Annotated in this window: 16 protein-coding genes, 1 tRNA gene and 2 pseudogenes; 11 read left to right on the top strand and 8 right to left on the bottom strand. The window is 59.6% G+C overall.

Features of this window, described 5'->3' with window-relative positions; translation table 11 throughout:
* Positions 1–15: 15 nt before the first annotated feature.
* Together M3P36_RS07295 and M3P36_RS07290 are read right to left on the bottom strand one after the other, a co-directional pair.
* A complete protein-coding gene (locus M3P36_RS07295) occupies positions 16–594 on the bottom strand; it encodes a DUF6988 family protein (protein ID WP_249702591.1) in 579 nt (192 codons plus the stop codon).
* A gap of 121 nt (positions 595–715) precedes the next feature.
* On the bottom strand, positions 716–1279 hold the full coding sequence (locus M3P36_RS07290; protein ID WP_249702590.1) for a toll/interleukin-1 receptor domain-containing protein: 564 nt from the start codon (positions 1277–1279) through the stop codon (positions 716–718).
* On the opposite strand from M3P36_RS07290, the gene M3P36_RS07285 reads away from it, so the two are divergent.
* The 4 genes and pseudogenes from M3P36_RS07285 (at position 1205) to M3P36_RS07265 (ending at position 5075) form a co-directional block, all read left to right on the top strand.
* Entirely contained in the window at positions 1205–1897 is a 693-nt protein-coding gene (locus M3P36_RS07285; protein ID WP_349630555.1) for a GIY-YIG nuclease family protein, read from the top strand. The two genes, M3P36_RS07290 and M3P36_RS07285, sit on opposite strands and share 75 nt — an antisense overlap.
* 152 nt (positions 1898–2049) lie before the next feature.
* A tRNA-OTHER gene (locus tag M3P36_RS07280) sits at positions 2050–2187 on the top strand.
* Between the two features lie 252 nt (positions 2188–2439).
* Positions 2440–2727: pseudogene (locus M3P36_RS07275) on the top strand (tyrosine-type recombinase/integrase); the annotation flags it as partial.
* Between the two features lie 677 nt (positions 2728–3404).
* Positions 3405–5075: a DUF6065 family protein gene (locus tag M3P36_RS07265; protein WP_349630554.1), complete on the top strand. Its 1671-nt coding sequence runs from the start codon at positions 3405–3407 to the stop codon at positions 5073–5075.
* A gap of 88 nt (positions 5076–5163) precedes the next feature.
* Here the strand turns inward: M3P36_RS07265 and M3P36_RS07260 are convergent, their stop codons facing one another.
* From M3P36_RS07260 to M3P36_RS07240, 5 genes are all read right to left on the bottom strand, one after another.
* Positions 5164–5811, bottom strand: a complete 648-nt coding sequence (locus M3P36_RS07260; RefSeq protein ID WP_249702588.1) for a L,D-transpeptidase — start codon at positions 5809–5811, stop codon at positions 5164–5166.
* Positions 5808–8252, bottom strand: coding sequence for a two-partner secretion domain-containing protein (locus M3P36_RS07255; RefSeq protein WP_249702587.1), 2445 nt, complete (start codon positions 8250–8252; stop codon positions 5808–5810). Before M3P36_RS07255 ends, M3P36_RS07260 begins: the two co-directional genes overlap by 4 nt.
* Positions 8253–8304: 52 nt before the next feature.
* The gene (locus M3P36_RS07250; RefSeq protein ID WP_249702586.1) at positions 8305–9966 is read right to left on the bottom strand and encodes a ShlB/FhaC/HecB family hemolysin secretion/activation protein; all 1662 of its coding nucleotides are present in this window, start codon (positions 9964–9966) and stop codon (positions 8305–8307) included.
* Between the two features lie 404 nt (positions 9967–10370).
* On the bottom strand, positions 10371–10952 hold the full coding sequence (locus tag M3P36_RS07245) for a chemotaxis protein CheB (RefSeq protein WP_249702585.1): 582 nt from the start codon (positions 10950–10952) through the stop codon (positions 10371–10373).
* 63 nt (positions 10953–11015) lie between these two features.
* Positions 11016–14594, bottom strand: a complete 3579-nt coding sequence (locus M3P36_RS07240) for a CheR family methyltransferase (RefSeq protein ID WP_249702584.1) — start codon at positions 14592–14594, stop codon at positions 11016–11018.
* A gap of 274 nt (positions 14595–14868) precedes the next feature.
* Here M3P36_RS07240 and M3P36_RS07235 point away from each other — a divergent pair, with 274 nt between their 5' ends.
* Together M3P36_RS07235 and M3P36_RS07230 are read left to right on the top strand one after the other, a co-directional pair.
* Positions 14869–15255 carry a DUF302 domain-containing protein gene (locus M3P36_RS07235; protein ID WP_249702583.1) on the top strand — a complete coding sequence of 129 codons (387 nt, stop codon included), beginning with the start codon at positions 14869–14871 and terminating at the stop codon, positions 15253–15255.
* Between the two features lie 339 nt (positions 15256–15594).
* A complete protein-coding gene (locus M3P36_RS07230) occupies positions 15595–16578 on the top strand; it encodes a sensor histidine kinase (protein WP_249702582.1) in 984 nt (327 codons plus the stop codon).
* A 67-nt stretch (positions 16579–16645) separates the two neighbouring features.
* Here M3P36_RS07230 and M3P36_RS07225 read toward each other — a convergent pair whose 3' ends face one another.
* Positions 16646–17380 carry a Crp/Fnr family transcriptional regulator gene (locus M3P36_RS07225; protein WP_249702581.1) on the bottom strand — a complete coding sequence of 245 codons (735 nt, stop codon included), beginning with the start codon at positions 17378–17380 and terminating at the stop codon, positions 16646–16648.
* A gap of 180 nt (positions 17381–17560) precedes the next feature.
* Between M3P36_RS07225 and M3P36_RS07220 the strand changes: the two genes are divergently transcribed.
* The 5 genes and pseudogenes from M3P36_RS07220 (at position 17561) to M3P36_RS07200 (ending at position 22483) form a co-directional block, all read left to right on the top strand.
* Complete coding sequence (locus M3P36_RS07220) at positions 17561–17863, top strand: hypothetical protein (protein ID WP_249702580.1); 303 nt, start codon at positions 17561–17563, stop codon at positions 17861–17863.
* A 2-nt stretch (positions 17864–17865) separates the two neighbouring features.
* Positions 17866–18222: a response regulator gene (locus tag M3P36_RS07215; RefSeq protein WP_249702579.1), complete on the top strand. Its 357-nt coding sequence runs from the start codon at positions 17866–17868 to the stop codon at positions 18220–18222.
* 140 nt (positions 18223–18362) lie between these two features.
* Positions 18363–20615, top strand: a complete 2253-nt coding sequence (gene katE / locus M3P36_RS07210) for a catalase (RefSeq protein ID WP_249702578.1) — start codon at positions 18363–18365, stop codon at positions 20613–20615.
* 44 nt (positions 20616–20659) lie between these two features.
* Positions 20660–21265 (top strand): annotated as a pseudogene (locus M3P36_RS07205) (NAD(P)/FAD-dependent oxidoreductase); the annotation flags it as partial.
* A gap of 135 nt (positions 21266–21400) precedes the next feature.
* On the top strand, positions 21401–22483 hold the full coding sequence (locus M3P36_RS07200; protein WP_249702577.1) for an extracellular catalytic domain type 1 short-chain-length polyhydroxyalkanoate depolymerase: 1083 nt from the start codon (positions 21401–21403) through the stop codon (positions 22481–22483).
* The last annotated feature ends 26 nt before the right edge of the window (positions 22484–22509 follow it).

Below are 22509 nucleotides of genomic sequence, written 5' to 3'. Positions count from 1 at the left end.
AAATCGGACTCCGCTTTAGTCTCCCGAAAGAGAACGCCATCCGGCATCACGACCGATAGAGACTTCCGAGCGCGTTCCGGCAAGCGCTGCAACAGCGCAACTTCCCAAGGCAATCCCTTGAAGCCAAGCGGGTTCAAGTCGAGAGGCGTACTCACGCTCCAGGGCGAGCAAGGGTGCGGCAAGACCAGCTGGGTGGCGCGGCTGGTAGCCGTGCATTGCCTTCATGGCGCTGTCCTTAACCATCGACAGAAACTTGCTGTCGAAGCCCGGCTTTTGCTCGATCGCCTCGATCATAGCCCCAAATGATGGGTCGATCCGATCCTTGGCGATGAAGGTCTCGATCTCGGCGTCGCTGGCGCAATGGTACAGCCAAGCCCCGCGTACGAAACACTCGAACTCACTGCGCACCAACGCAAAAGCACTCGCAGAGATATTCGCCGCGATTAGATTAAGGATGCCCGTGGCGTGTTCAATTGCTAAATCAAGGAGCTGCGACGGGATGCGATGTCGATGATCACCTTTCATCTCAATGCCGACAAGGTTATCACGAATCCAAACGATCTGCGCCCACGCCTTATCGAGCCCGTTTTTCACCTCGCCTGAGTGTACTTTCCTTCCCACAGCTTTACCCTCTGATCTGGGGAACGACACCTGTCGTCACAAATCGAGATGATACTCCCAGAAGCTAAGGTCATCAGCTTCCATCGGTACTCCATCAGCCTGCTTTCAAGCCCAACGTTTTGGTGACCACGTCGAACCCTACTGGTGGCACGACGATCGCCAAAGCCTTGAGCGATTTAGCCCACGCTGCTCCCAACTCCATCAGACAAAAGGAACTTTCCAAATAGGCCGGCGTCATCAGCAGGAAGACCAACTTGGGCTGCTGGATCTGATCCTTCATGTAATGGTTAAAGTCGGCAGTAAATGGGACTCCATGTCCTTTGAGGCTGCTACAGAATATCGCGCTGCCAGGCACTCCGATGCCCTCCTTCAGCAAATCCACGAGCAGGCGGGCCAGCGCCTTATCGGCGGTTGCATGACTTACGAATATATCTGCCATCAGGGCGTAAGGGGATTTTGGGAGCGACCATCTATGCCGACAGCACTGGAAACCTGGCACAGGGGACCTAGGTCCAGCATCACTCTGAGCACAGATAAGGGCGTTTACGCCTTGTTTCTTCGAGAGGGCGCTGATTTGCCCGGCGTGGTGCCGGGCCCGTTCGGTCTTGCTTACATTGGCCTTGCCGCCAATCGAAAGGGATTGCTCGGAAGGTGCCATTTCGCCGGTAGGACCCGAAACCACTCTCCGCGCAAAAGTCTCTCGGCCCTGTTGATGGACCAGCTCAGACTCATCCCCATTTTGATACCGAAACCAAATTCGCCGGACACATGGGGGTTGGACGCCCCTTCTGAGCAGCGACTCAGCTCTTGGATGCACGCAAATCTAGAACTTTCCGTAGAGCTTTGCGAGGACCCCGATGCCCGGGAAACAGAGCTGGTTAACCAATTTGCTCCGCCACTGAATCTGACCAAGTGCGAGCAAACGCCGCAGCATCGCATGATTGCAGATGCCCGGCGGGTGATCTTCGCCAAGCTGCAAGGTGCGGCTGGAGGGTTTGCTAGCCCAAGTGATGTTCTCCGCAGCAACGGATTTGGCCAGCAAGCACCAATGCCACCCAGCGACCGGTCGCTGGCGCTGAGACGGCCAATCGGAGCAGAGATCGACACAGCAGAAGCGATTGCGCTTCGCTATGGGCTTAACGCTAAGTCGTACCGTCACGGGCTCCGGGGCAACATTTCTTGGTACCAGAAGCCGCAGGATTGGACCTTCCGAGTCGGCAGCCGCGAATGGCAAGATATGATCGAAGTGGCAGAAATGATGGCTGCCAGAGGTTAAGAACAGTGGCGTGAGGCAACCCTTTCGCCTGAAGGCCATGGCCGATCGGGGTTTTTGCCTAATTTTCAACGGGTCTGGTATGGGGCACGCCATCACCACGTTCCCAAGTGAAAGCACTTTCAGCAGGCAACTCCCAGATCCGGAAGTTCAGCGCGTTTGGAAACCGTTTGGGTAAACCGCCTTGCCCACGCCAAATTTGACGCAATATACTGTAATACATACCTAAAATTCGATCTATCCCAGGACTTCGTAATGCGGGGGTCACAGGTTCGAGTCCTGTAAGCGCACCATCAGCCCATTGGTCAAAGCCTGCGAATGGTTGCAAAAACCCAATATTTCTGGTATTTTACGCAATATCTCATCCACTGTTGCTCGCCAATGTACGCCCGCAATCGGGGAAAATTGGGGGGCATGGCGGGGGCCATTCAGCGAAGCAGAAACGGCGTGGCCCCCAAATGGCAATTTCAGTGACAGCTCTCCGAAACGCGAAGCCGCGAGAAAAGCCCTACAAGCTGACCGACGAGAAAGGTCTTTTCGCCCTAAACACTGTCAATGGCGCGTTGAGACGATTGGGCTATGGTTGCGATGAGATGACCGCGCATGGCTTCAGGGCAATGGCAAGCACGCTACTGAACGAATCCAACAAATGGTCTCCCGATGCGATCGAACGCGCGCTCGCGCGCTAGGACAGCGATAAGGTATGCGCCTCATACCATCGCGGCGCGCACTGGAAGGAACGGGTTGCGATGGCGCAGTGGTGGGCGGACTATCTTGATCAGCTGCGCAGGGAAGCCGACATTGTGGCGCTTCCAGTGGCGCGCGATGGGTAGGACTGACATGCGCCATATCAACGGCTTGGGAATGGGCTCGGTCCGGTACGGCCGAGGTGCCCGCAGGCGGTTCGGTGCGCTCTGGCGCAGTTGACCTGTTCCTGGCCGGCACAACCCGATCGATTGCCGACGACGCGGAGTTTGCCGTCCACGCCTGGCTTGACGATCGCGGAAGGGGCGCATGGGACTATGCTTCCAATGCGCCCGAACATGCCAAGTACCTAGTCTATTACCGCGAAATGGGCATGACCATGGGTGAAGCCACACGGTTCTATGCCATGACCAATTCGGTGCCATTCGACGACGCCCGGTGGCTGACCGGAGCGGAAATGCGGCGCTGGATGGGCCGAACCACGTTGCGGCTGCAAGATCAGCCCCCCCGGCATACAAACTCCAGGTTGATCGCGCGACGCAAGGTTCCCGCACCGACGCCCAGATTTGCCTTACAATCGCCGTGGGGAGTGACTTGCATGAAATTGCGTCTTCTCCCTCCGGGTTCTGAAGCGTCCCCTCCCCCGCACTGCGCAAAAATTTTCCCTGCCTTTGATCGCACATCATTCCCGAAATCTTCGCAGGTTAGGCGAATTGAACAGCCCTCCGGGTTGCGCCCGCCAATGGCGGTGATGTGCGCAGATGGGATAGCCGTAGCCCAGCTTCCTCCGCGCTCGCTTGACTAAATGCGGCCACACGGATCATTGTCTGTGATGGAGCTTATTTGCTATACCCACGATGGTTGGGAGCCGAGGATCCGTCCGGCATCGTCCCGGCGCGAATGGATGGACCAGACGCCCGAATCCTTCGCCTATCGCTGCCTGCCGCTATCAATTGCCAACAGCCATGGGTGGGAGATGCTGTCGCCGTGCGGTTTCAGCGCGGAATGGAACGGCGGGCCTGCACCTGGCGACGTGGAAATAGCCGTTGACCCCGGAGCAAGGCAGTCGGACCATCCCGAAGCGCTGTTCGGCAGCGGGATCCTCACTTTCCACATTGCCGGAATCTTGCGCACACCGCCCGGTTGGAACATCCTCGTCGGTGGTTCGCCCAACGCCATGAAGGACGGCATCGCGCCGCTGGTTGGTGTGATCGAGACTGACTGGTCGCCTTTCACCTTCACCATGAACTGGCGCTTCACTCGGCCCGGGCACCGCATCCAGTTCGAGGAAAACGAACCGTTCGCGTTTTTCTTCCCCGTGCAGCGCGGTGTCATCGAGCAATTCGAACCGCGCGTGGTTCCGCTGGGCGAAGCACCGCAGCTGGAGGAACAATTTGCAGAATGGAGCAGGAGCCGGGACGCATTCCAGAAGCGGATGGAAGCCGACCCGCCTGCCTCGCCATCAGAAAAATGGCAGAAGTTCTATTACCGCGGCCTCGATGCATCGGGATGCCCCCATGTGCCGGACCATCAGGCAAAGCTGAGGTCGCCCGCGTTTCAAGGCGCCGTCAAAGTGCTGCAACAGGCCGGTTCGACCGGACTGCAAGGCGAGGAATTGCTTCCCACCATACCTCAGGTTGCCCCTCCTGATCTGGCGCAGGGGAAGCGGGAGTGGCTTCAGCGCTCGCTCCTTAGGCTGCGCGGGCTCGCGCCTCGCAATCCTGCGGTCGTGCAGCACCATACCATGTCGGCGGACGACTTCCTCGCCACGCACTATGCGCTGAATCTTCCGGTCGTACTGACTGGAGAAGTCGAAAACTGGCCTGCGCTCAGCCTGTGGACACCGTCCTATCTGAAGGAGAAAGTTGGTTCGTCGGCAATCGAATTCCAGAGCAACCGCTCGGGTGCAGAACGGTATGAGCGCAACAAGGATCATCACCGCAATGCCATGCCATTCGATGACTTCATCGACCTGGTCGAAGGGGCGGCGGACGGAAATGATGCCTATATCACGGCCTACAACAGCGCCACCAACCGGGCAGCATTCGCGCCTCTTGGCAGTGACATCGGCACGATCGAACACCTTCTCGATCCTCAGTCGCCCGATGCAAAAGGAATGATCTGGATTGGTGCAGCAGGCACCTTCACGCCGCTTCATCACGATCTGACCAACAAGCTGCTGGTGCAGATAACCGGCACCAAGCACGTGCTACTCGTGCCGCCAGGCGAAACCGCAAAACTGCGAAACGATACCCACGTCTTCAGCCAGTTCGAGGATCTTGAGAATGCCGATCTGGATCAGTTTCCAGAACTGGCTGACATCGCGATCCACCGCGTCGAACTTGCACCCGGGCAAGCCTTGTTCATTCCGTTGGGATGGTGGCACCAGGTTGTGGCGGCAGATTTCAGCGTCTCGCTGACATTCACCAACTTTCGCTGGCCGAACGATTTTTACGCAGATTACCCGGCGGGCTGAACCGTCGTGGTGGATGTCGCCGGGTCCGAATTTCCTTCGGATGTCGACTACGCGGACCACAGCTTATGCCCGGCCCGCCGCCTTGGCACTATTGCGATAGGGGAAGGCCGCCGGAGGGATCATCGGGCAGGATGTAAACCAGGCCATTGGCGCTTTCGAACAGCGACACGACCACCTCGGTGAAAAATGCCGCCGGTACGTTGATGCAGCCGAACGATATGCGGTTGTCGAGCGGGGTCGGTGTGGACAGGCGGTGCTGCCGTTGTTCACTGGCATTCGAAGTCACCACAGGATGCAGCGACAACGCCTCATCATAATCCACCCACAGGATCAGTGAACCAGCCAGATTGCGCCCAAGATGCGCCTCGAACCGGCCAGCAGGGGTGATCCGCATTGCCGGGCCGATGTCGGCCAGGCGCATTTCACCGATCCCCGGGGGCGAAACATCGCCCACCGCCATCCCGAGCAAGGCGTTGGTTTCCCCCACGAGCTTGCCCTCGCCATCGAAGGCAAGCACCCGGGCCGACAGCTTGTCGACAATGATAAACGGGCGGCCACCGGCATCGCCAGTTTCGCTTATCCAGCTAGCTACGATGTGGGGGCTCATTCCGTTGGCGTAAGCGGCGGATACCACTTCGATCGAAGTGGCCGACTGCGCCCGGGCAGGACCCGCGATGCTTGCAAGACTGCCCGCTGCGACAAGCAGGCCCGGCCAAAAGGCTCCGCGGCGGATCAATTGCGATCCTGTCGTGGCGCATAGATGATGGGCGCTGGCGCGGCCTGCACTGGCGCGACTGGCACAGGTGCAGGTTGCGGCGCTACAGGCACGACCACCGGCTGCGGCACTGGCTGCGGCACTGGCTGGTACTGGTTCACTGGCACCGTAACACCTCCCTCTTCGACAGTCAGATTGGCAAATTGGATCGGCACCAAGGGGATCTCGGATATCGTCTCACCCACGATAATCCCGCCATCAATCGGCACAAGCACAATCGGCGTAGGCGTAGGCGTAGGCGTCGGTGTAGGCGTCGGTGTAGGCGTCGGCGTCGGCGTCGGGGTCGGAGTTGGCGTCGGAGTTGGCGTCGGAGTTGGCGTCGGCGTAGGCGTAGGCGTAGGCGTGGGAGTAGGCGTCGGTGTAGGCGTAGGCGTGGGAGTAGGTGTCGGCGTAGGTGTCGGCGTTGGGGTCGGCGTGGCAGCGGTGATCGTACCGCTGGTCATGCCAACATCGTCGCAGCAATTCACTGCCAGCGCATACTGGTCCGCATTCGCCCCTTCCAGCGTATAGCCGGTGAAGGTCACGGCGATGTTTTCGCCAACTGCGGCACTCGCATAAGTTGCCTCGCTGGATGGACCTGCGACCAAAGTCACGCCCGTCGGCGTGCCGGAGGTGGACGTGGTCAGGAAGCCGTCGAGTCCGGCATCGGTGGTGCCGTCGAATATCTTGTCGGCGTCCGGGAACAGCAACATGCGCTGATCTATCTCGGCCCCTTCCGTCGGGTCGAAGTTGTCGGCGAAATCCATATCGGTCGAATAGTCGACCGGGTTATAATGGATCATCACGTTGGTTGCGGTGACGGTGATGGGCGGCGCGGCCGGATCGAACCTGAGCGCTCCATTTTCGATCCCCGGGCGGCCGTCGGCGGCACCCACGATGATCAGCAGCCCCGGCGCCAGACCAAGGCTTTGTGCCGGGATCGTCGAACCGCGGGTGAGTGTGATCTTGTCTTCGATATGGACATCATGGCCTGCGCAAAGCCCGATGTTGCCATCGGTCGTGGTCAATACGTGGTACACGTTCACGTCGCGCCCGGCGTTCAGCAGGATGCTGCCGTTGGTGGTCGTGATGGGTGCGTCAACGTTGATGTCGCGCCCGCAACAGGCCACGAAATTGCCATTGGTGGCGGTAATGGCGGCGTTGATATTGACGTCGCGAAAAGCTTCGAGCCGCAGGGTTGTCGGGCTTGACGAAGCGGTCCAGGCAATTGCCTCGTTGATCGTGATATCGCCTTCGCCGGTGATCGTGGTGCCCATGCTCGTGGTCGGCGGAGTGCCGGCCACGGTCGCTTCGGACATCGGCATGGTGCTTATGGTGACACTGTTGGTCACCAGCAGCGCCGACAGGGTCGCCCCGCTGATATTTCCGCCGCTGCCAACGATGAAATCGAACGGGTCGATCAGCCACTCGCCGGTATTGCCCGAAGGCGCCTCGGTGGTGACAATGGAACTGTCGCGGATGTTCACATGGGCAGCGGACGTTTCGATAAAGCCGCCATCGCCGCCGCCGGGTGCGCTCGCGTCCAACGTGCCTGTAAGTTCGACTGTCCCGCCCTGCATATCGGCAAGCAGCAGGATTGTACCATTGTGTTCACCGATCGTGCGCGCTTCGATGATGCCACTGTTGTTGACCACGGTGTGGAGCAACTGGCCCGCCGCCTGGGCGGTAAGCACGACGTGCCCACCGTCGGCCTGGATCATCCCGCCATTGCTGACCAATGCCTGCGCTGCTCCGGTAGTCACTGCCACGTTGAGCAATCCGTCGCCGGCCATATCGAGCGTGATCTGCTCGCCTGCTGCCAGCACGACCGATCCCAGCCGCGCGGAGACGAGGCCCCGATTATCGACATTGGCACCGAGCAGGGCGACATATCCGCCGCTGCGGGCAGTCAGCGTCCCTTCGTTGACGAGCGCAGCCTGGCTGGTGCCGGAAAAGGCATAGTTACCCGCCATGAAATCAGCATCGCTGAGGCTCAGCGTCGAGGCGACCAGACCGCCCACGTTCACTTGCGACGTGGCGCCGAACAGAACGCCGTTCGGGTTGATCACGAAGACCTGTCCGTTGGCTATCAGGTTGCCGAAAATGACCGATGGGTCGGTCCCGAGCACCCGGTTGAGCGTGACCGAGGTGGTATCGGGCTGGACGAAATTGACCGAGTTTCCTGCCGCGATGCTGAAGCTGTCCCAGTTGATCGCTGCCGCCTGCGTGGTCTGGGTCACGGTGACGTTGGTTCCGGCCCGATCGATTGTGGCGGCCCCGGCCGATACGTTGCCACCTGTCGGCAGGCTCTGGGCCTCGACCCGGTCAGCCAATACGAGCGAAGCGCCGATAATCGCCAGTGCAGTGCCCGTATAGAGGGCGGTGCGAAGTTGCGTGAACTTGGCGATTTGGTTGGTCATCATGACGATAATCCCTTTGTGATCCGAATGGACGCCGAATTGCGGGGCTTACCGCTCAGAACAGTTTCACAGCCTGCAGCCAGAAACGGCCTGCGTGGTCGGGCTGAGAAGTGACCGGCTGGTTGCCGAGGCGGGTGGCGTAACTGGCGCGGAGCGAGAGATTGTCTGGTCCGAACCAGTTGATCCCGGCACCGTAACCGCTGCGGCTGGCATGGTTGGAACCAGCCAGCCACGGATCGTGGGCAAAGGTGATGCGGCCATGATCGACAAACCCGATGAGCTGGAAAGTGCCGGGAAACGACCCGGTCAATTGGCCAAGCGACAACCGGACTTCTGCAGTGGCGATATAGCCTTCATCGCCGTAAGCTTCGCCTTCGGGATAGGCGCGGACACCATAAGCGCCGCCAAGGCCCATCTTTTCCGAACTGCCAAGGTTATCGAATGCCAGCTGTCCGCGGACGGCCGCATAGAGGGTCAACGGTCCGGCGATGACCTGCTCGCGCGCTAGTGCCATGCGCACGAGGCTGAACTGGCCATCGGACTGCGCGGTCAGCAAATCCGTGGCAAGGTCAGCCGGGCTCAGCAGATCGAGGTTCCCGTAAGTGAAGCCGACCGAACCTGTGGTCCAGCCGCCGCCACCAAACCGGTCCTGCGCTTCGCCGGAAAGGCCCAGCGTCCCGGTCTGGGTGCGCTTTTTCGATGTGCTGTCGAGCACGCCGATCCGGTCTGTGAACCAGCTCGCGTCGAGATTGGCGAGCGCAGAGAGGTTGGCGTGGCGCGAACGGACCAGCGGATAGGAGCCGAACAGGCTGGCGACATTGGCCCTGCCATCGGCATCGAGATTACTGAATTCGCGGCCGAGGCCATAGGTAAGGTGTGCGAAGGCCGCACCGACTGTCGCGGCACCTGCGGGAACCTGATAGGCGATCCGGCCATAAGCCAGATCTCCCGTCGATGTGAGTGCCCGCAAGCTCAGCCGGTCTCCCATGCCGGTCGGATTTTCCAGGTTGACGCTGCCGCCAAAGCGGTAGGCGCCGGTGTAGCGATTACCACCGTTGTCCGCTTCAAGGCTGCCGGTCACGCTGCGGCCGGGCTGGATGTCCACTGCCAGGTCCGAAGTGCCCGCCGCGCCGCCCGGAGACAGTGTCGAGCGAACGATGACGCCCGGAATGTCGGACAACAGCAGCAGGCGCCGCTCAAGCGGGGCGGCGGAAACGAGGTCGCCGTCGCCAAGACCGGAAATGATCCGCTGTGCCACGCCGGTATCAAGTCGGCTGGCATTGTCGATCGAAACCTCGCCATAACGCGCCTCGACCACGGCAATCGTTACGCTTCCCGAGGAAACGTCCTGCGCGGGCAGGTAGGCTTGTGACAGGAAATAGCCCCGGGAATTGTAGAATGCGGTGATTTCTGCTGCGAGCGTTTGCAACTGGATCAGGTTGAGCAAAGTGCCCGGCACGAAACCGCTCGCCTCGATCAGCTCGGCTTCGGAATAGAGCGTCTGGCCCGAGATGCGCAGCACGTTGACCTGCACCGAAGGACCTGCTGCACTTGCGTCCACCTCGGACGCGCGGGCCGCAGTGGGCAATTCAGGTACAATCTCTGAACGTTCAGGCGGCGGGGGCAACTGGCGGATTTGGCTTCCGGCATCGACCTGCGCCGTTGCGACATGGCTGACGCTGGCAAGGATCGCAAAGAGCAGAGTGTATTTGGGCATGATGACGCACCTCGCCGCGGGTGAGGCTGGCCCCTGTCGCAGCGAGCAGGGGCAGCCAATCGTGGGAGTGCGACCAGCCGTCCGATTATGTCCGCTGGGTCTTGGTACGTGGTAAACCTGATGTTGCGCGAAAATTGCTCGGGCAACAGCGTTACAGCTTAAACGGGCTCGATTTGCGTTCGTTCCCGACCCTGGCGGAGATTGGCCGCCTCGTTGTAGCCAGCGTCAAGATGCAAGTCAGCGGCAAATCCAACGCTAGTTCAGTAGGATTCCGTGGTCATGAGGCTTCCTATCCAATACAAAGAGACTGTACAGGAGTGAACGCATCGGGCCGTTGATAGTGCCGCCACTGGATAATGGACCGTGCGGAATAGACTGCCGGCATTCTGCGCCGACAGATATTACTAGGATGTGGAATGTTCTCGTGATGCGATACGCCGGATTTCCTGCGCAATTTCCTCTGGCGAAAGAATGAAATCGACGCAACCGCTCTCTATTGCACTCTGTGGCATGTCGGGCTGAACAGCCGTGTCGAGCTTCTGGGCTATGGTAATCCCGCCGACATCCTTGATGCCGCACAGTGCTGCCGCGCCGTCTCCATCATAACCGGACACAATGACTGCGATCAGTTGGCCGGACCAGTTCTCGGTCAGGGAGCGCAGGAAGACGGTAATCACGTCAGGCCACCCCCAGGGCTTTGATATCGGCCTAAGGCGAAACTCCCCATCCACCACGTGAAGATCGCGTTTCTCCGGGATGATGAACACGCAATTGGGGCGAACATCCAGCCGATCTTCGATCAACTCCACGGGCATTTGCGTAAAGCGAGGGAGTATCTCGTGCAGCCTCGTCGATACCGTTCGCAAGTGATTCACGATGACAATTGCGACGCCTAAATCAGCGGGCAAATGCTTGAGCAGTCGCGTATATGCGTCAAGCCCGCCAGCGGAGCCACCCACGCAGACAATGGGGAAATCGTCGGCCATAATCGTACCTCGTTTGCGCCATTTGACTGGTCTCGGCGAAGGAAGTCGCCGCGCGGCCGTTCATTATGAAGCCCTATCCGGCCCGGCTTCCGAGCGAATACGACCGATGTTTTGGGTAAACGGGATCGAAATATGGCATCGAACTCCGTCCTCGGGAAATTCACGGATCACTTTGGCCTTCAGGCCACGCATCAGACTCTGCTCGATGAGCTTGGTTCCGAAACCCCGCCGGAGAGGTTCAACAACCGGCGGCCCGGCGGTTTCCAGCCACGAGATCTCAAGTGTCTGCTCGCCGCTTATCCCCTTAACCTGCCAAGTCACATCAAGATGGCCCGCGTCCGTTGAAAGGGCGCCGTATTTGGCCGAGTTGGTCGCCAATTCGTGGATGGCCAGGCCAATGTTCAGGTTCGCTCGCGATGAGAGCACGACGTCATCGCCTGACTTGCTCACGTTGCTCTTCTGCTCATAAGGACTGAGCTCGGTCTCTACGAGATCACGCAGAGAACCTCCCAGGCCCCCATTTTCCTTAAGTAGATTATGCGCTCGCGAGATCGCTTGAATGCGCCCCTCGATCTCTGCTCGCGCTGCATCGGCCGTGCCAGCCCCTTTGAGCGACTGATTGACCACCGAAGCAACAACAGCGATTATGTTCTTCACCCTGTGATCAAGCTCGGCCATCAGCATTAGCGTGCGCTCTTCAGACAGTTTGCGCTGCGCGATGTCACGGGCGACTGCGGAAGCTCCAATAATGGAACCCTTCGCGTCTCTCATCGGGGAAATGGTTAGGGAGACATAAATTACCCGGTCGCCTTTCGTTACCCTGCTAATGTCGATATCCGTAACCGGCTCGCCTCGACGCAGGCGGGCCAGATTGCCAGGCCATTCGTCAAATTGGGCTTCGTCCAGCAAGGTCGCCATCGGCTGACCAATCATTTCGATTGCCGTGTATCCGTAGATCTTCTCTGCCCCGGCATTCCAGCTGGTAATCATGCCCTCCAGATCGTGGCTGATTATCGCGTCTTCCGACGACGTGACGATAGCCGCCAGGTGGGCATGGTCACGCTCCAGCTTCTTTCGTTCAGAGATATCGATGAGCGTGATGACGACCCCGTCGATGACATTGTTGAGGTCGCGGTAGGGCTTGACCCGAACCAGATAGGTAGCCTCGCCGTCTTCGGAATCTGTTTCACGTTCAAGCGAGCCCAGATCGCGCAACACCGTTGCGATGTCACGGGTCAGTGCTGAACCTGCAAGGCGAGATGAGAAATTGCTGATGAGGCGGCCTTCGTCGCCTTCACGAATGTCGAATATTTCGGTGATCGCGGGGGTAAACCGGCGGATATGGGATCCGTTATCGAGAAACAACGTCGCAATCGAGGTACTATCGAACAGGTTGGCTAGATCGCTGTTCGATCTGACAAGACTATCTGCCCGGTTGTTAAGCTCGGCATTAACAGTCTGGAGCTCTTCGTTGATCGACTGTAATTCCTCCTTTGATGTCTCAAGCTCTTCGACAGTAGAATGTAGTTCCTCGTTTACCGATTGGAATTCCTCATTGGAGCTTTGAAGCTCCTCGTTCGCCGTCTCCAGTTCCTCGGTTATCGTCTGCAATTTCTCGCGCGTCGCGATCAGTTCGCCGTGTGCGAGGTCGACAGAAGGAGTGTCATCATCGGGGCTTTTGAGAAAGCTTACTGTGGCATCCGTGAAGAGCTCCTGGAAGACCAGCAATATTGAAATTTGATCAGCCGCCGTCTCCGTCAGGGGCTGGGCGATGAGATTTATCGTGTGGCTCTGGTCTGAGACCCGGAATGTAACAGTCTCTTGAACGGGTCCTTGACCTTCTAGCGCTTTGCGGATCAGGTTACGGACTGGCGGACGCAGTTGCGCGTGAAGCATCCGAAAAACATTCAGACTGGCACCGCCGCTCATCGGTTCCATGAATTTTGCGACCGGCCCGGAGAAGCGTTGGATTTCATGCTGGCTGTCAAAGACTATGTAGGCAGGCGCGTATTGCGCAACCATCCGGTTGGCCTGGGCGTCCAGACTATCTGCACCAACGTTTCGCTGGACGGGGGTGACGGCGCCCGCTCGGCGGCCGGACGTCGTTCGAGGGATTTCAGGCACCACATCCAGTCGTCTGAAGATGCGGCTGCGCTTGTCGAAGGTAAGAAACAGGCGACCACTTGCGGCTATGGTTTCCGAGGGTCCGAGCCACAAGAAACCGCCTGCCTTTATGCCGTAGTGGAAGGTTGAAATAACGCGCTTTTGTAAGGGCGCTTCAAAATATATAAGCAAATTACGGCACGTCACCATGTCGAGCTTCGAGAACGGCGGATCCTTGACAAGATCGTGAGTGGAGAAGACGCACATATCACGAATGTGTTTGGCAATGCGGTAGCGCTGACCTTCCTTTATGAAGTGTTGAGTCAAACGTTCGCTCGTAAGGTCTGCTTCGATATCGGCACTATAGAGACCGGTCCGTGCGACCGTGATGGCAAGGTCGTCTATATCGGTAGCGAAGATCGTGATGCGTCGCGGTGACTCCGCTTTGGTCAAAGCTTCTTTGAACAGGATGGCGAGCGAATATGCTTCCTCGCCTCGTGCGCATCCGGCCACCCATATTCGTATTGGCTCGTCAGGCCCCCCAGCGGCGACAATCTCCGGCACGACGGTTTTGGCCAGCGTTTCAAACATTGCTGGGTCGCGAAAGAACCGCGTGACGCCGATCAGGATTTCCCGAAACAGCAGCTCTGGCTCACTCGGCAGCTTGCGCAGCTGCTCGATATAGTCGCGGGGGTCATCGATATGGAGCACTTGCATCCGTCGACGGACGCGGCGCGAAAGCGTGCTGGATTTATATTGTCCGAAATCGCGGCCCAGACGGCTGTTGAGCACAGCGGTAATGGTCACCAGAGATTTGGCGAGATCAGGTTCCACATTGAGGGGATCCTCGTAGTCAGGCTCTCTGGATTTGAAGTCGCGGTATTCGAGGAGGCGCGCAGGCATTTCATGGGGCTGGAGGACATAATCGACAAAACCGCCGACTGTCGCGCTTTGCGGCATCCCGAATTTGGCGCGATGATCGAACGCGGCTTCGCTCAGGGTAAGGCCGCCGGCTTCCTTGACCGCCTCAATCCCGATCGTTCCGTCGCTGCCATATCCCGAGAGGATGATCCCGACAGCGTTCGCGCCCTGATCCTCCGCCAATGACACCAAGAACGTATCGATCGACGACCGCCGTGCTGTTGGGGTCTCCGGCATAGCCACGCGCAACACGCCGCCCTCGATCCTAAGAATTGCATTTTGCGGGATCACTGCAACCGTGTTTGGCGCAGCGACAGTTCCGTCAACGGCTTTCACCACCGGCATCTCGGTGCATTCGCTTATGATTTCGGCCAACGCGCTGTTATAATCGGGATCCAGATGCTGGACCAGGACATAGGCCATGCCGCTGTCGACGGGCATCTCGGAGAAGAATGCCCTGAATGCGTCGAGACCGCCGGCCGATGCGCCGATGCCGACGACGAGGTGAGCACTACTTGATGAACTGCTATCAGTGATGCCGTCAGCTGCAATCGGCCGTTCCGTCGGGGGCGAGCGCGACGATACCTTGTTGGAAGAAGTCGAGCGGGATTTGGTCATGGTCTACAATCGGCCCAGATGCCCAATGATGCAATGAACTTTTCTGACGCCAGCCAGCGAGGCCCGTGGTTATGGAGCCGCGATTGACCGGGGCGTTTTTTGTATCAGGCGGTAAAACCTTGGGGGAAATGACGATGTCGTGGAACGAATTTAACCCAAAACTTGTTCCTTAGCTGGACCTTGGTCGGCCTCCGATATCTTGGCCGTTGCGCGTTCGGATCCGGTAGCCCCAGCCTCGATCAATGGTGTTCGGAATTTGGTAAAAGGATCCGCTGTGACCTACACTATCAATCGCATAATCTCCGACGCGGCTATCGACGATGTGGACGCCCGCACTCGCAAGGCTCTCGCGGACCACGGCTTCGGCATCCTGACAGAGATCGACGTCAAAGCGACGATGAAAAAGAAGCTGGATGTCGAGATGCCTGCCTACCGCATCCTCGGCGCTTGCAATCCAAAGATGGCGCATCAGGCGATCGGTATCGAGCCGCGGGTTGGCGCAATGCTGCCATGCAACGTCATCCTCCGGGAAGTCGAGGGCGGCGTCGAGGTCAGCGCCATCGACCCGGTGGAATCGATGCAGGCGATCAAGAACGCTGAATTGACTTCTGTGGCAGGCGAGGTGCGGAAGCTACTGGCGATGGCCGTCGATACGATCTGATGGGACAGATCATCGACGACTGCGTGCTACGATATAGGTGAAATGTGTATCCGGTGGATGGCAAGTCAGCAGGTAACTGATACCATGCCTCCGACACTGGCTTTCAACCTGCATTATAGAGCGGGCTGTGCCCCTCCAAACCCCACTGGCAAGGCGCGAATGCATGTCTCTGCAATTGGCGAACGGCGATGCCAAGCCGAAGCCCAAGAACGCTAGGGTGAGGCAGTCCACATGATGACGGACGTTGAATAGGGGCCCACGGCGGTCCATAGTGAGCGTATTGGCGATAAATGATTGCCGTCTCCCCAAAGCGACAAGGCCCGCGATGCGACGCCCCTTATGACTTCCGAATGGAGCCACAAACACCTGCAACAGGCAGTCGATGCGGCTTGCGTGGCGCTGTGGTCTTGGAACGTTGACACCAACATTTTCAGGATGGACGCAAAGGCGTTCGACCTGTGGGGACTGGAACATGCCCCCTCGATCGAGTTCGAGACCTTGTCGGCGAACATCCATCCGGCGGATCGTGACCGGGTGCGGGAAGCCTTCGAGGCGACCCGCTCCGTCGAAGGACCGTACGAGATCGATTTTCGAATCCTCGTAGGCGAGGATATTCGATGGATTTCCGCGCGAGGCCGAGGCGCGGACGAGGGCATCCGGGATCGGACAATGTTCGGTGTTTTCCTGAATGTCACCGGCCGAAAACAAGCCGAGGAAGGCCACGAACTACTGGCCGGCGAGATGAGCCACCGAGTCAAGAACCTGCTGGCCATTGCGACCAGCCTGACTGCGTTTACCTCTCGATCCACCGAAACTATCGAGCATATGGCGCAGGAGCTTACCCAGCGCCTGACCGCATTGGGACGGGCTCACGATCTTGTCCGTCCTCTACCAGGCTCGCAAGGACACGCAGCAATACTCGGCGATCTGCTCACCGTGCTCCTTGCCCCTTACGATGATCTGGGCGCGTTCAGTGGCAGGATCAGGGTGGCGGTTCCCAGGATGGGTGTTGGCGAGCGTACCGCAACGGCCTTGGCGATGATATTTCACGAACTATCGACCAATTCTGCCAAGCATGGCGCCCTGTCATCGGAAACAGGGGCCCTGGAGGTGACCGGATCTACCGACGAAGAGACGCTGACCTTGGTGTGGGCGGAAACAGGCGGTCCCGCCATCGTCGAACCTCCTGCGCTCAAAGGGTTCGGCAGCAGAATGGTGCAGTCCAACCTGGGAGGACAGCTTCGCGGATCGATAGACTATGACTGGAAAGCCACAGGGCTGGTGGCCAAACTGAAACTGAGGATCTCGGCGCTCCAGTCATGATCTGATAGGCCCAACCGCGCAAATTTCGGCAAGAATGGCAGTTTTGGCGAGCTAGGTGCCAGATATTCTACCGAGCGCTCAAGCCGGTGAGAAGCAAACGGCGGTGGAGATAATTCTCGTCGAACCCCGCGATCTGGACCAGTTTGACCGGATCGAGGATTGTTACGCTACCCCTGGTCAATGCCATGGCCCCGGCAAGCCGAAGCTCCTTCAAGACCCGATTGATATGGACGGCCGTCATTCCGAGGGCATCGGCCAGGACGAGCTGTGACAGCGGCAAGGCAAATTCGCCCTCTCCCGTCAGGCCGATACTCCGCGCTCTAAGGTAAAGCTCGCAGATCAGATGCGCCACGCGCTCGGCAGCGCTGCGCCGACCCATGCTGACGATCCAAGCCCGCATAATCCCTTCATCGACCAACTGGGCCATGTACATGGTACGGGCAATGTTGGGATGGTCCCGCATCATCGATTCCATCTGCTCTCGGCTTACTGTGGCGACACTTGCCGTCGTGATCGCCTGGATGCCGTGGTCCATCTGTGCCAGCAGCTTGATGTGCAGATCGCAGGCATCGCCCGGCATAAGGAAAGCCATGATCTGCCGCGATCCACTGGGCAGGATCTTGTAGCGGCAGACCCATCCCTCCAGCACAACGAACATCGGCCCCGGCTCATCACCTTCACGGATCAGGTCCTGCCGCGCGACATAGCGGCGCGGCTTGGCCGTGACCCTTTCGAGCGCCGCGGCATCATCGGCGTCCAGGTCGGCCAACCCACTCAATTTCTGGACGAAGCGATTTGCCATGATTGTTCCTACTGCCCGTTCCGCCTCTCGGATATTGATGAATGTTATTATCCAATCTTATTGTGGGTTGTGGTTTCGCGCGACGGGATGCTGTAGTCCCATCGCATCGTTAGCAACCACCACCAGGCGTCTACGGCTGAAGGCGGTCCCCCGCGACCGCCTGGTTCATTAGGTCTAAATATGTCCGATCCCGAGAATGTTCCTGTAAATCATGCCAAGACCGAGACTCCAGATCCGCATGGGAATGCTGCGCTGCTGCTGGTCGAAAGCCTGATCCACGGGCTGTGCGAAAAGTCATTGCTGAGCACCGGAGAGGCGATCGATATCGTTGAACGCGCGGTCGAGGTGCAGGCGGAGAATCTCACGGCTGCCGACGGTGCGGACAGTTCGATACAGCGATCCCATACGCTTCTGTCGTCTATCGCCTCGTCATTGCAGAGGGACGACTTCGATGACCCGATGCCGCCCATCATGGTGCAGTAGCGATGTGCCACGTTCTGATCATCGAAGACAACTTTCTGATCGCCGAGTATCTGGGCTACCTCGCCAAACAGGCAGGCGCTACGTCCATTGCGAGTGCTTGCACTGAAGCCGAGGCCGTCCGTGCCGCGCGCGAGCAGCAGCCGCGCATAATCTTCTCCGATGTTGGCCTGCGTGCTGGCACCGGCCCTTACGCCGTGAGGACCATCCGGGCAGAACTGGGCGAGATTCCGGTCATCTTCATAACCGGCTCCCCCGAATTCTGCGAGCAGTGCAAACCCCCGGTCGCTATACTGACAAAGCCGGTTGACGGGGTTGGTGTAACAGAAGCCTTCCGTCGCCTTATCCCCTCATCACCATAGGCACAGCAACGCATCCCGGGCACATGCACACCAAACCCCAACCTGGCGATCAGTGGCGCTTTTTTTCTCTGGGACTGCAACTTCCCGGCGGTCGGACGGTTCAGTCTGAAGAGCTTCCCCCAGCACCCGAGGATCCAGCCATGGCCAAGAAACCTGCCCCGAACTCCGCGCCAACCCAATCCGCCAAACGCGCCCCGAAGGTCACGCCGGCAGATCTCGCCGGCGCCGACATTGGTGGGGAGACGCCGCGCAAGGCGGACCCTGTGCCCGAGGATGCCGAGGTGGCCTTCGCCTTTGCCGGGGATCTGGCGAACGGAGGCGAGATCCACCAAATCGCCGACAGCAATGTCGCCACCTTGACCACCCAGCAGGGTATCCCGGTTGCGGATGACCAGAACAGCCTGAAGCAGGGGGCACGCGGACCGACGCTGCTGGAGGACTTCCATTTCCGCGAGAAGATGTTCCACTTCGATCACGAACGCATTCCGGAGCGCGTGGTCCATGCCCGCGGCTATGGCGCGCACGGCTATTTCGAACTCACCGACAGCCTGTCCGACGTGACCAGCACCGACCTGTTCCAGCGGGTGGGCGAGAAGACCCCTGCCTTCGTGCGCTTTTCCACGGTGGCGGGCAGCAAGGGCTCTATGGACCTCGCGCGGGACGTGCGCGGCTTTGCGGTCAAGATCTATACCAAGGAGGGCAACTGGGACCTGGTCGGCAACAATATCCCGGTGTTCTTCATCCAGGATGCGATCAAGTTCCCCGACCTGGTCCACTCGGTAAAGCCGGCGCCAGATCGCGCCTTTCCGCAGGCGCAATCGGCCCACGATAATTTCTGGGACTTCATCAGCCTGACGCCGGAATCGATGCACATGGTCATGTGGCAGATGTCCGACCGGACGATCCCGCGCTCGTTCCGCACGATGGAAGGCTTCGGCGTCCATACCTTCCGACTGCTCGATGCAGACGACAAATCGACCTTCGTGAAATTCCACTGGAAGCCCAGGCAGGGCCTGCAATCGGTCGTGTGGAACGAGGCCGTGAAGATCAACGGCGCCGATCCCGATTTCCATCGCCGCGACCTGTGGGACGCGATCAACGGCGGCGACTTCCCGGAATGGGAACTGGGCGTGCAGCTGTTCGACGATGATTTCGCCGATAGCTTCGATTTCGACGTGCTCGATGCCACCAAGATCATCCCGGAGGAACTGGTGCCGGTCCGCATTGTCGGGCGGCTGGTGCTCGACCGCGTGGTGGACAATTTCTTCGCCGAGACCGAACAGGTGGCGTTCTGCACCCAGAACGTGCCGCCGGGGATCGACTTTTCCAACGACCCGCTTCTGCAGGGGCGCAATTTCTCCTATCTTGATACCCAGTTGAAGCGGCTGGGCAGCCCCAACTTCACCCACATCCCGATCAATGCGCCCAAGTGCCCGATGGCCCATTTCCAGCAGGACGGGCACATGGCGATGACCAACCCAGTGGGCCGCGCGAACTACCAGCCCAACAGCTGGGGCCCGTCCCTGGGCGGCCCGCGCGAGGATCCGGCGCGCGGTCATCGCAGCTATGCCGAAGTGGCAGACGGACCCAAGCAGCGCGTGCGGTCCGAGACCTTTGCCGACCATTACAGCCAGGCGCGGCAGTTCTACATCAGCCAGGAACCGATCGAGCAGAAGCATATCGGCGATGCGCTGGTGTTCGAGCTGTCCAAGGTGGAACGGCCCGACATCCGCAGCCGCGTGGTCTCGCACCTTTTGAATATTGACGAAGATCTGGCATCGACCGTTGCCGACGGGCTTGGCCTGCCACTGCCCGATGCGGCGGTGGCCGCGCGCCAGCCGATCACCGACCTGCCGCCGTCTGCCCCGCTCAGCATAGTTAGGAACGGGCCGAAGGACTTTGCCGGCCGCAAGCTCGGCATTCTGCTGAGCGACGGGGCCGATGCGGCCGTGTTCAAGGCGCTTTTGGGTGCGGTCGAAGCCGAGTGTGCGGTCTATGAGGTGATCGCGCCCAAGATTGGCGGAGTGACGCTTGCCGATGGCACGACCGTGGCGGCCAAACACAAGATCGATGGCGGCGCGTCCGTCCTGTTCGATGCTGTGGCCGTGCTGGTGTCGGATGAAGGTGCGGCCATGCTGGCGATGGATGCGGCAGCCAAGGACTTCGTCACCGATGCCTTCGCCCATTGCAAGTTCATTGGCATGAGCACAGAGGCCGAGCCAATATTCGCCAAGGCGGGCCTGGCCGACGATCTCGACGAAGCTTGCATGCCGCTCACCAAGGCGGCCGATGCCGCCGGGTTCATAAAGTCCTGTCGTAGTCTCCGCCATTGGCCACGCGAGAACAAGGTCGACCTCGACGCCAAGCAGGCGAAACAGGGCGCAGAAACATGACTCGCCGCCGGGGACCCGGCCCGTCGCCGTGAACTGAAAAAACCATGGAGCAACCGCTGAACTGCGTCGTCATCGGTGCCGGGCCTGCGGGACTGACTGCGGCGATATATCTTGCCCGCTTCCATTTGCGCGTCCTGGTGGTGGATGGCGGCAACAGTCGTGCAGCGACAATCCCGCGCACGCACAATCACGCCGGATTTCCCGGTGGGATTCCGGGCGCTGAACTGCTTAACCGCATGAAGGAGCAGGCCCGGCATTATGGCGCCACTTTCGAACTGGGCACGGTGCGCAGGATCGAACCCGATAGTGAGTTGCTTCGCGTTCGCGTGGATGATCAGGCATGGGTCGCTCAGGCCGTGTTGCTCGCAACAGGGGTGCTGAACAACCGGCCGGATATTGCTCCCGACGTGCACGACCGTGCAGTTGAACGCGGCCTGCTCCGCTATTGCCCGATATGCGATGGCTACGAGGTGACCGACAAGCGGATCGGCGTGATCGGAACGGGCGAAAAGGGTAGCAACGAAGCAAGGTTTCTTCGCAGTTACAGCGCAGACGTGACGCTGATTGCACCTGTTGGGCCGCACGAGCTTTCCCCAGAGCAGCGCAGCGATCTTGTGGCTTCGGGTATCGTGCTGGCTGACGGTCCTTGCGGCTGAGACCCATCATGTCTCGATAGGCAGGTCCGCCCGGTCAATCCGGATATCGGTCGAATTAATGCTGCACTGCAGCAACGAAAGGGCGATTGCTTCGTTCATGGTGTCTTAGCACTATTGAGGACGAGCGATATGTACAGGTCTCTGGCATCAAATGGCAGCTTGCCGGGCCTAGCCAGGGCGGGTGGCGAAACGCACCTGCGCCCGCTCACGGGGTTTGGCTCCAACCCCGGCAATCTTGGCGCATGGACCAATCTGCCCGGGGAGTCCGGACCACCTGTTCCTCTAGTCGTGGTGCTGCACGGTTGCACCCAGACTGCCGCCGCATACGACAGCGGAAGCGGTTGGTCGGCCCTGGCGCAAGCTTATGGCTTTGCCGTACTGCTTCCCGAACAGCGCCGGGCGAACAACCCCAACCTGTGTTTCAACTGGTTCGCTGATGCCGATACCCGGCGCGGCAGCGGCGAAGCGTTGTCGATCGCCCAGATGATCGACGCACTTGTTGACCAAGGCGCAGTGGACCCCGCCAAGGTCTTCATCACCGGACTATCAGCAGGAGGAGCGATGGCTTCGACAATGCTTGCGGTCTATCCGGAAAAGTTCGTCGGCGGGGCCATCCTGGCCGGACTGCCGCATGGCGTAGCCGGCTCCGTCGGCGAGGCGTTCGAACAGATGCGCGGTCACAGGCCTTCACCCCGCGCATTGGGCCACGCCATCCGGTCGGCTTCGGATAATCGCGGCCGCTGGCCGGCTGTCGCGATCTGGCATGGCACGGCCGATACCGTGGTTGACCAGTCAAATGCCGATGCAATCCTGCGCCAGTGGTGTGAAATCCATGACCTGCCCACCGCTCCGACGGAAACCAGGGTGGTCGAAACCTATCCCTACCGGGCGTGGCACGCGCCTTCGGGGGAGGTTCTGATCGAGGAGTATCGCGTTACCGGTATGGGCCACGGAACGCCGCTTTCGACCAAGGGCGATTGCGGTTGCGGCATATCGGGAGCCTACATGCTCGAAGTTGGCATCTCGTCCACGATCCATTCCGCCAAGGCATGGCAGTTGCTGGGCAAGCGCGTGGCTTCGGCACCTGCCAGTGCTTCCACTCCGGCAGCGCGACCGCCGCGATCACCCCGTCGCCAACCGGAACCATCCGGGTCATCATCAATCGGCGAAACGATCGAAGCGGCGCTGCGGGCCGCAGGTCTTATGAAGTAGGGCGCATTCCCCGCGCGACCGTCGCG

The organism is Altererythrobacter sp. KTW20L (genome assembly GCF_023501975.1).
Lineage (GTDB): Bacteria > Pseudomonadota > Alphaproteobacteria > Sphingomonadales > Sphingomonadaceae > Alteraurantiacibacter.
The sequence above is the reverse complement of the archived record's forward strand: the minus strand, read 5'-3'. Positions and strand labels throughout refer to the sequence as shown.

Bases quoted from the DNA above. Each gene is read 5' to 3' on its own strand.
- M3P36_RS07290 (WP_249702590.1), bottom strand. From the start codon at position 1,279: ATGGCACCTTCCGAGCAATCCCTTTCGATTGGCGGCAAGGCCAATGTA.
- M3P36_RS07265 (WP_349630554.1), top strand. From the start codon at position 3,405: ATGCGGCCACACGGATCATTGTCTGTGATGGAGCTTATTTGCTATACC.
- M3P36_RS07255 (WP_249702587.1), bottom strand. From the start codon at position 8,252: ATGATGACCAACCAAATCGCCAAGTTCACGCAACTTCGCACCGCCCTC.
- M3P36_RS07250 (WP_249702586.1), bottom strand. From the start codon at position 9,966: ATGCCCAAATACACTCTGCTCTTTGCGATCCTTGCCAGCGTCAGCCAT.
- M3P36_RS07245 (WP_249702585.1), bottom strand. From the start codon at position 10,952: ATGGCCGACGATTTCCCCATTGTCTGCGTGGGTGGCTCCGCTGGCGGG.
- M3P36_RS07240 (WP_249702584.1), bottom strand. From the start codon at position 14,594: ATGACCAAATCCCGCTCGACTTCTTCCAACAAGGTATCGTCGCGCTCG.
- M3P36_RS07230 (WP_249702582.1), top strand. From the start codon at position 15,595: ATGACTTCCGAATGGAGCCACAAACACCTGCAACAGGCAGTCGATGCG.
- M3P36_RS07225 (WP_249702581.1), bottom strand. From the start codon at position 17,380: ATGGCAAATCGCTTCGTCCAGAAATTGAGTGGGTTGGCCGACCTGGAC.
- M3P36_RS07220 (WP_249702580.1), top strand. From the start codon at position 17,561: ATGTCCGATCCCGAGAATGTTCCTGTAAATCATGCCAAGACCGAGACT.
- M3P36_RS07215 (WP_249702579.1), top strand. From the start codon at position 17,866: ATGTGCCACGTTCTGATCATCGAAGACAACTTTCTGATCGCCGAGTAT.
- katE (WP_249702578.1), top strand. From the start codon at position 18,363: ATGGCCAAGAAACCTGCCCCGAACTCCGCGCCAACCCAATCCGCCAAA.
- M3P36_RS07200 (WP_249702577.1), top strand. From the start codon at position 21,401: ATGTACAGGTCTCTGGCATCAAATGGCAGCTTGCCGGGCCTAGCCAGG.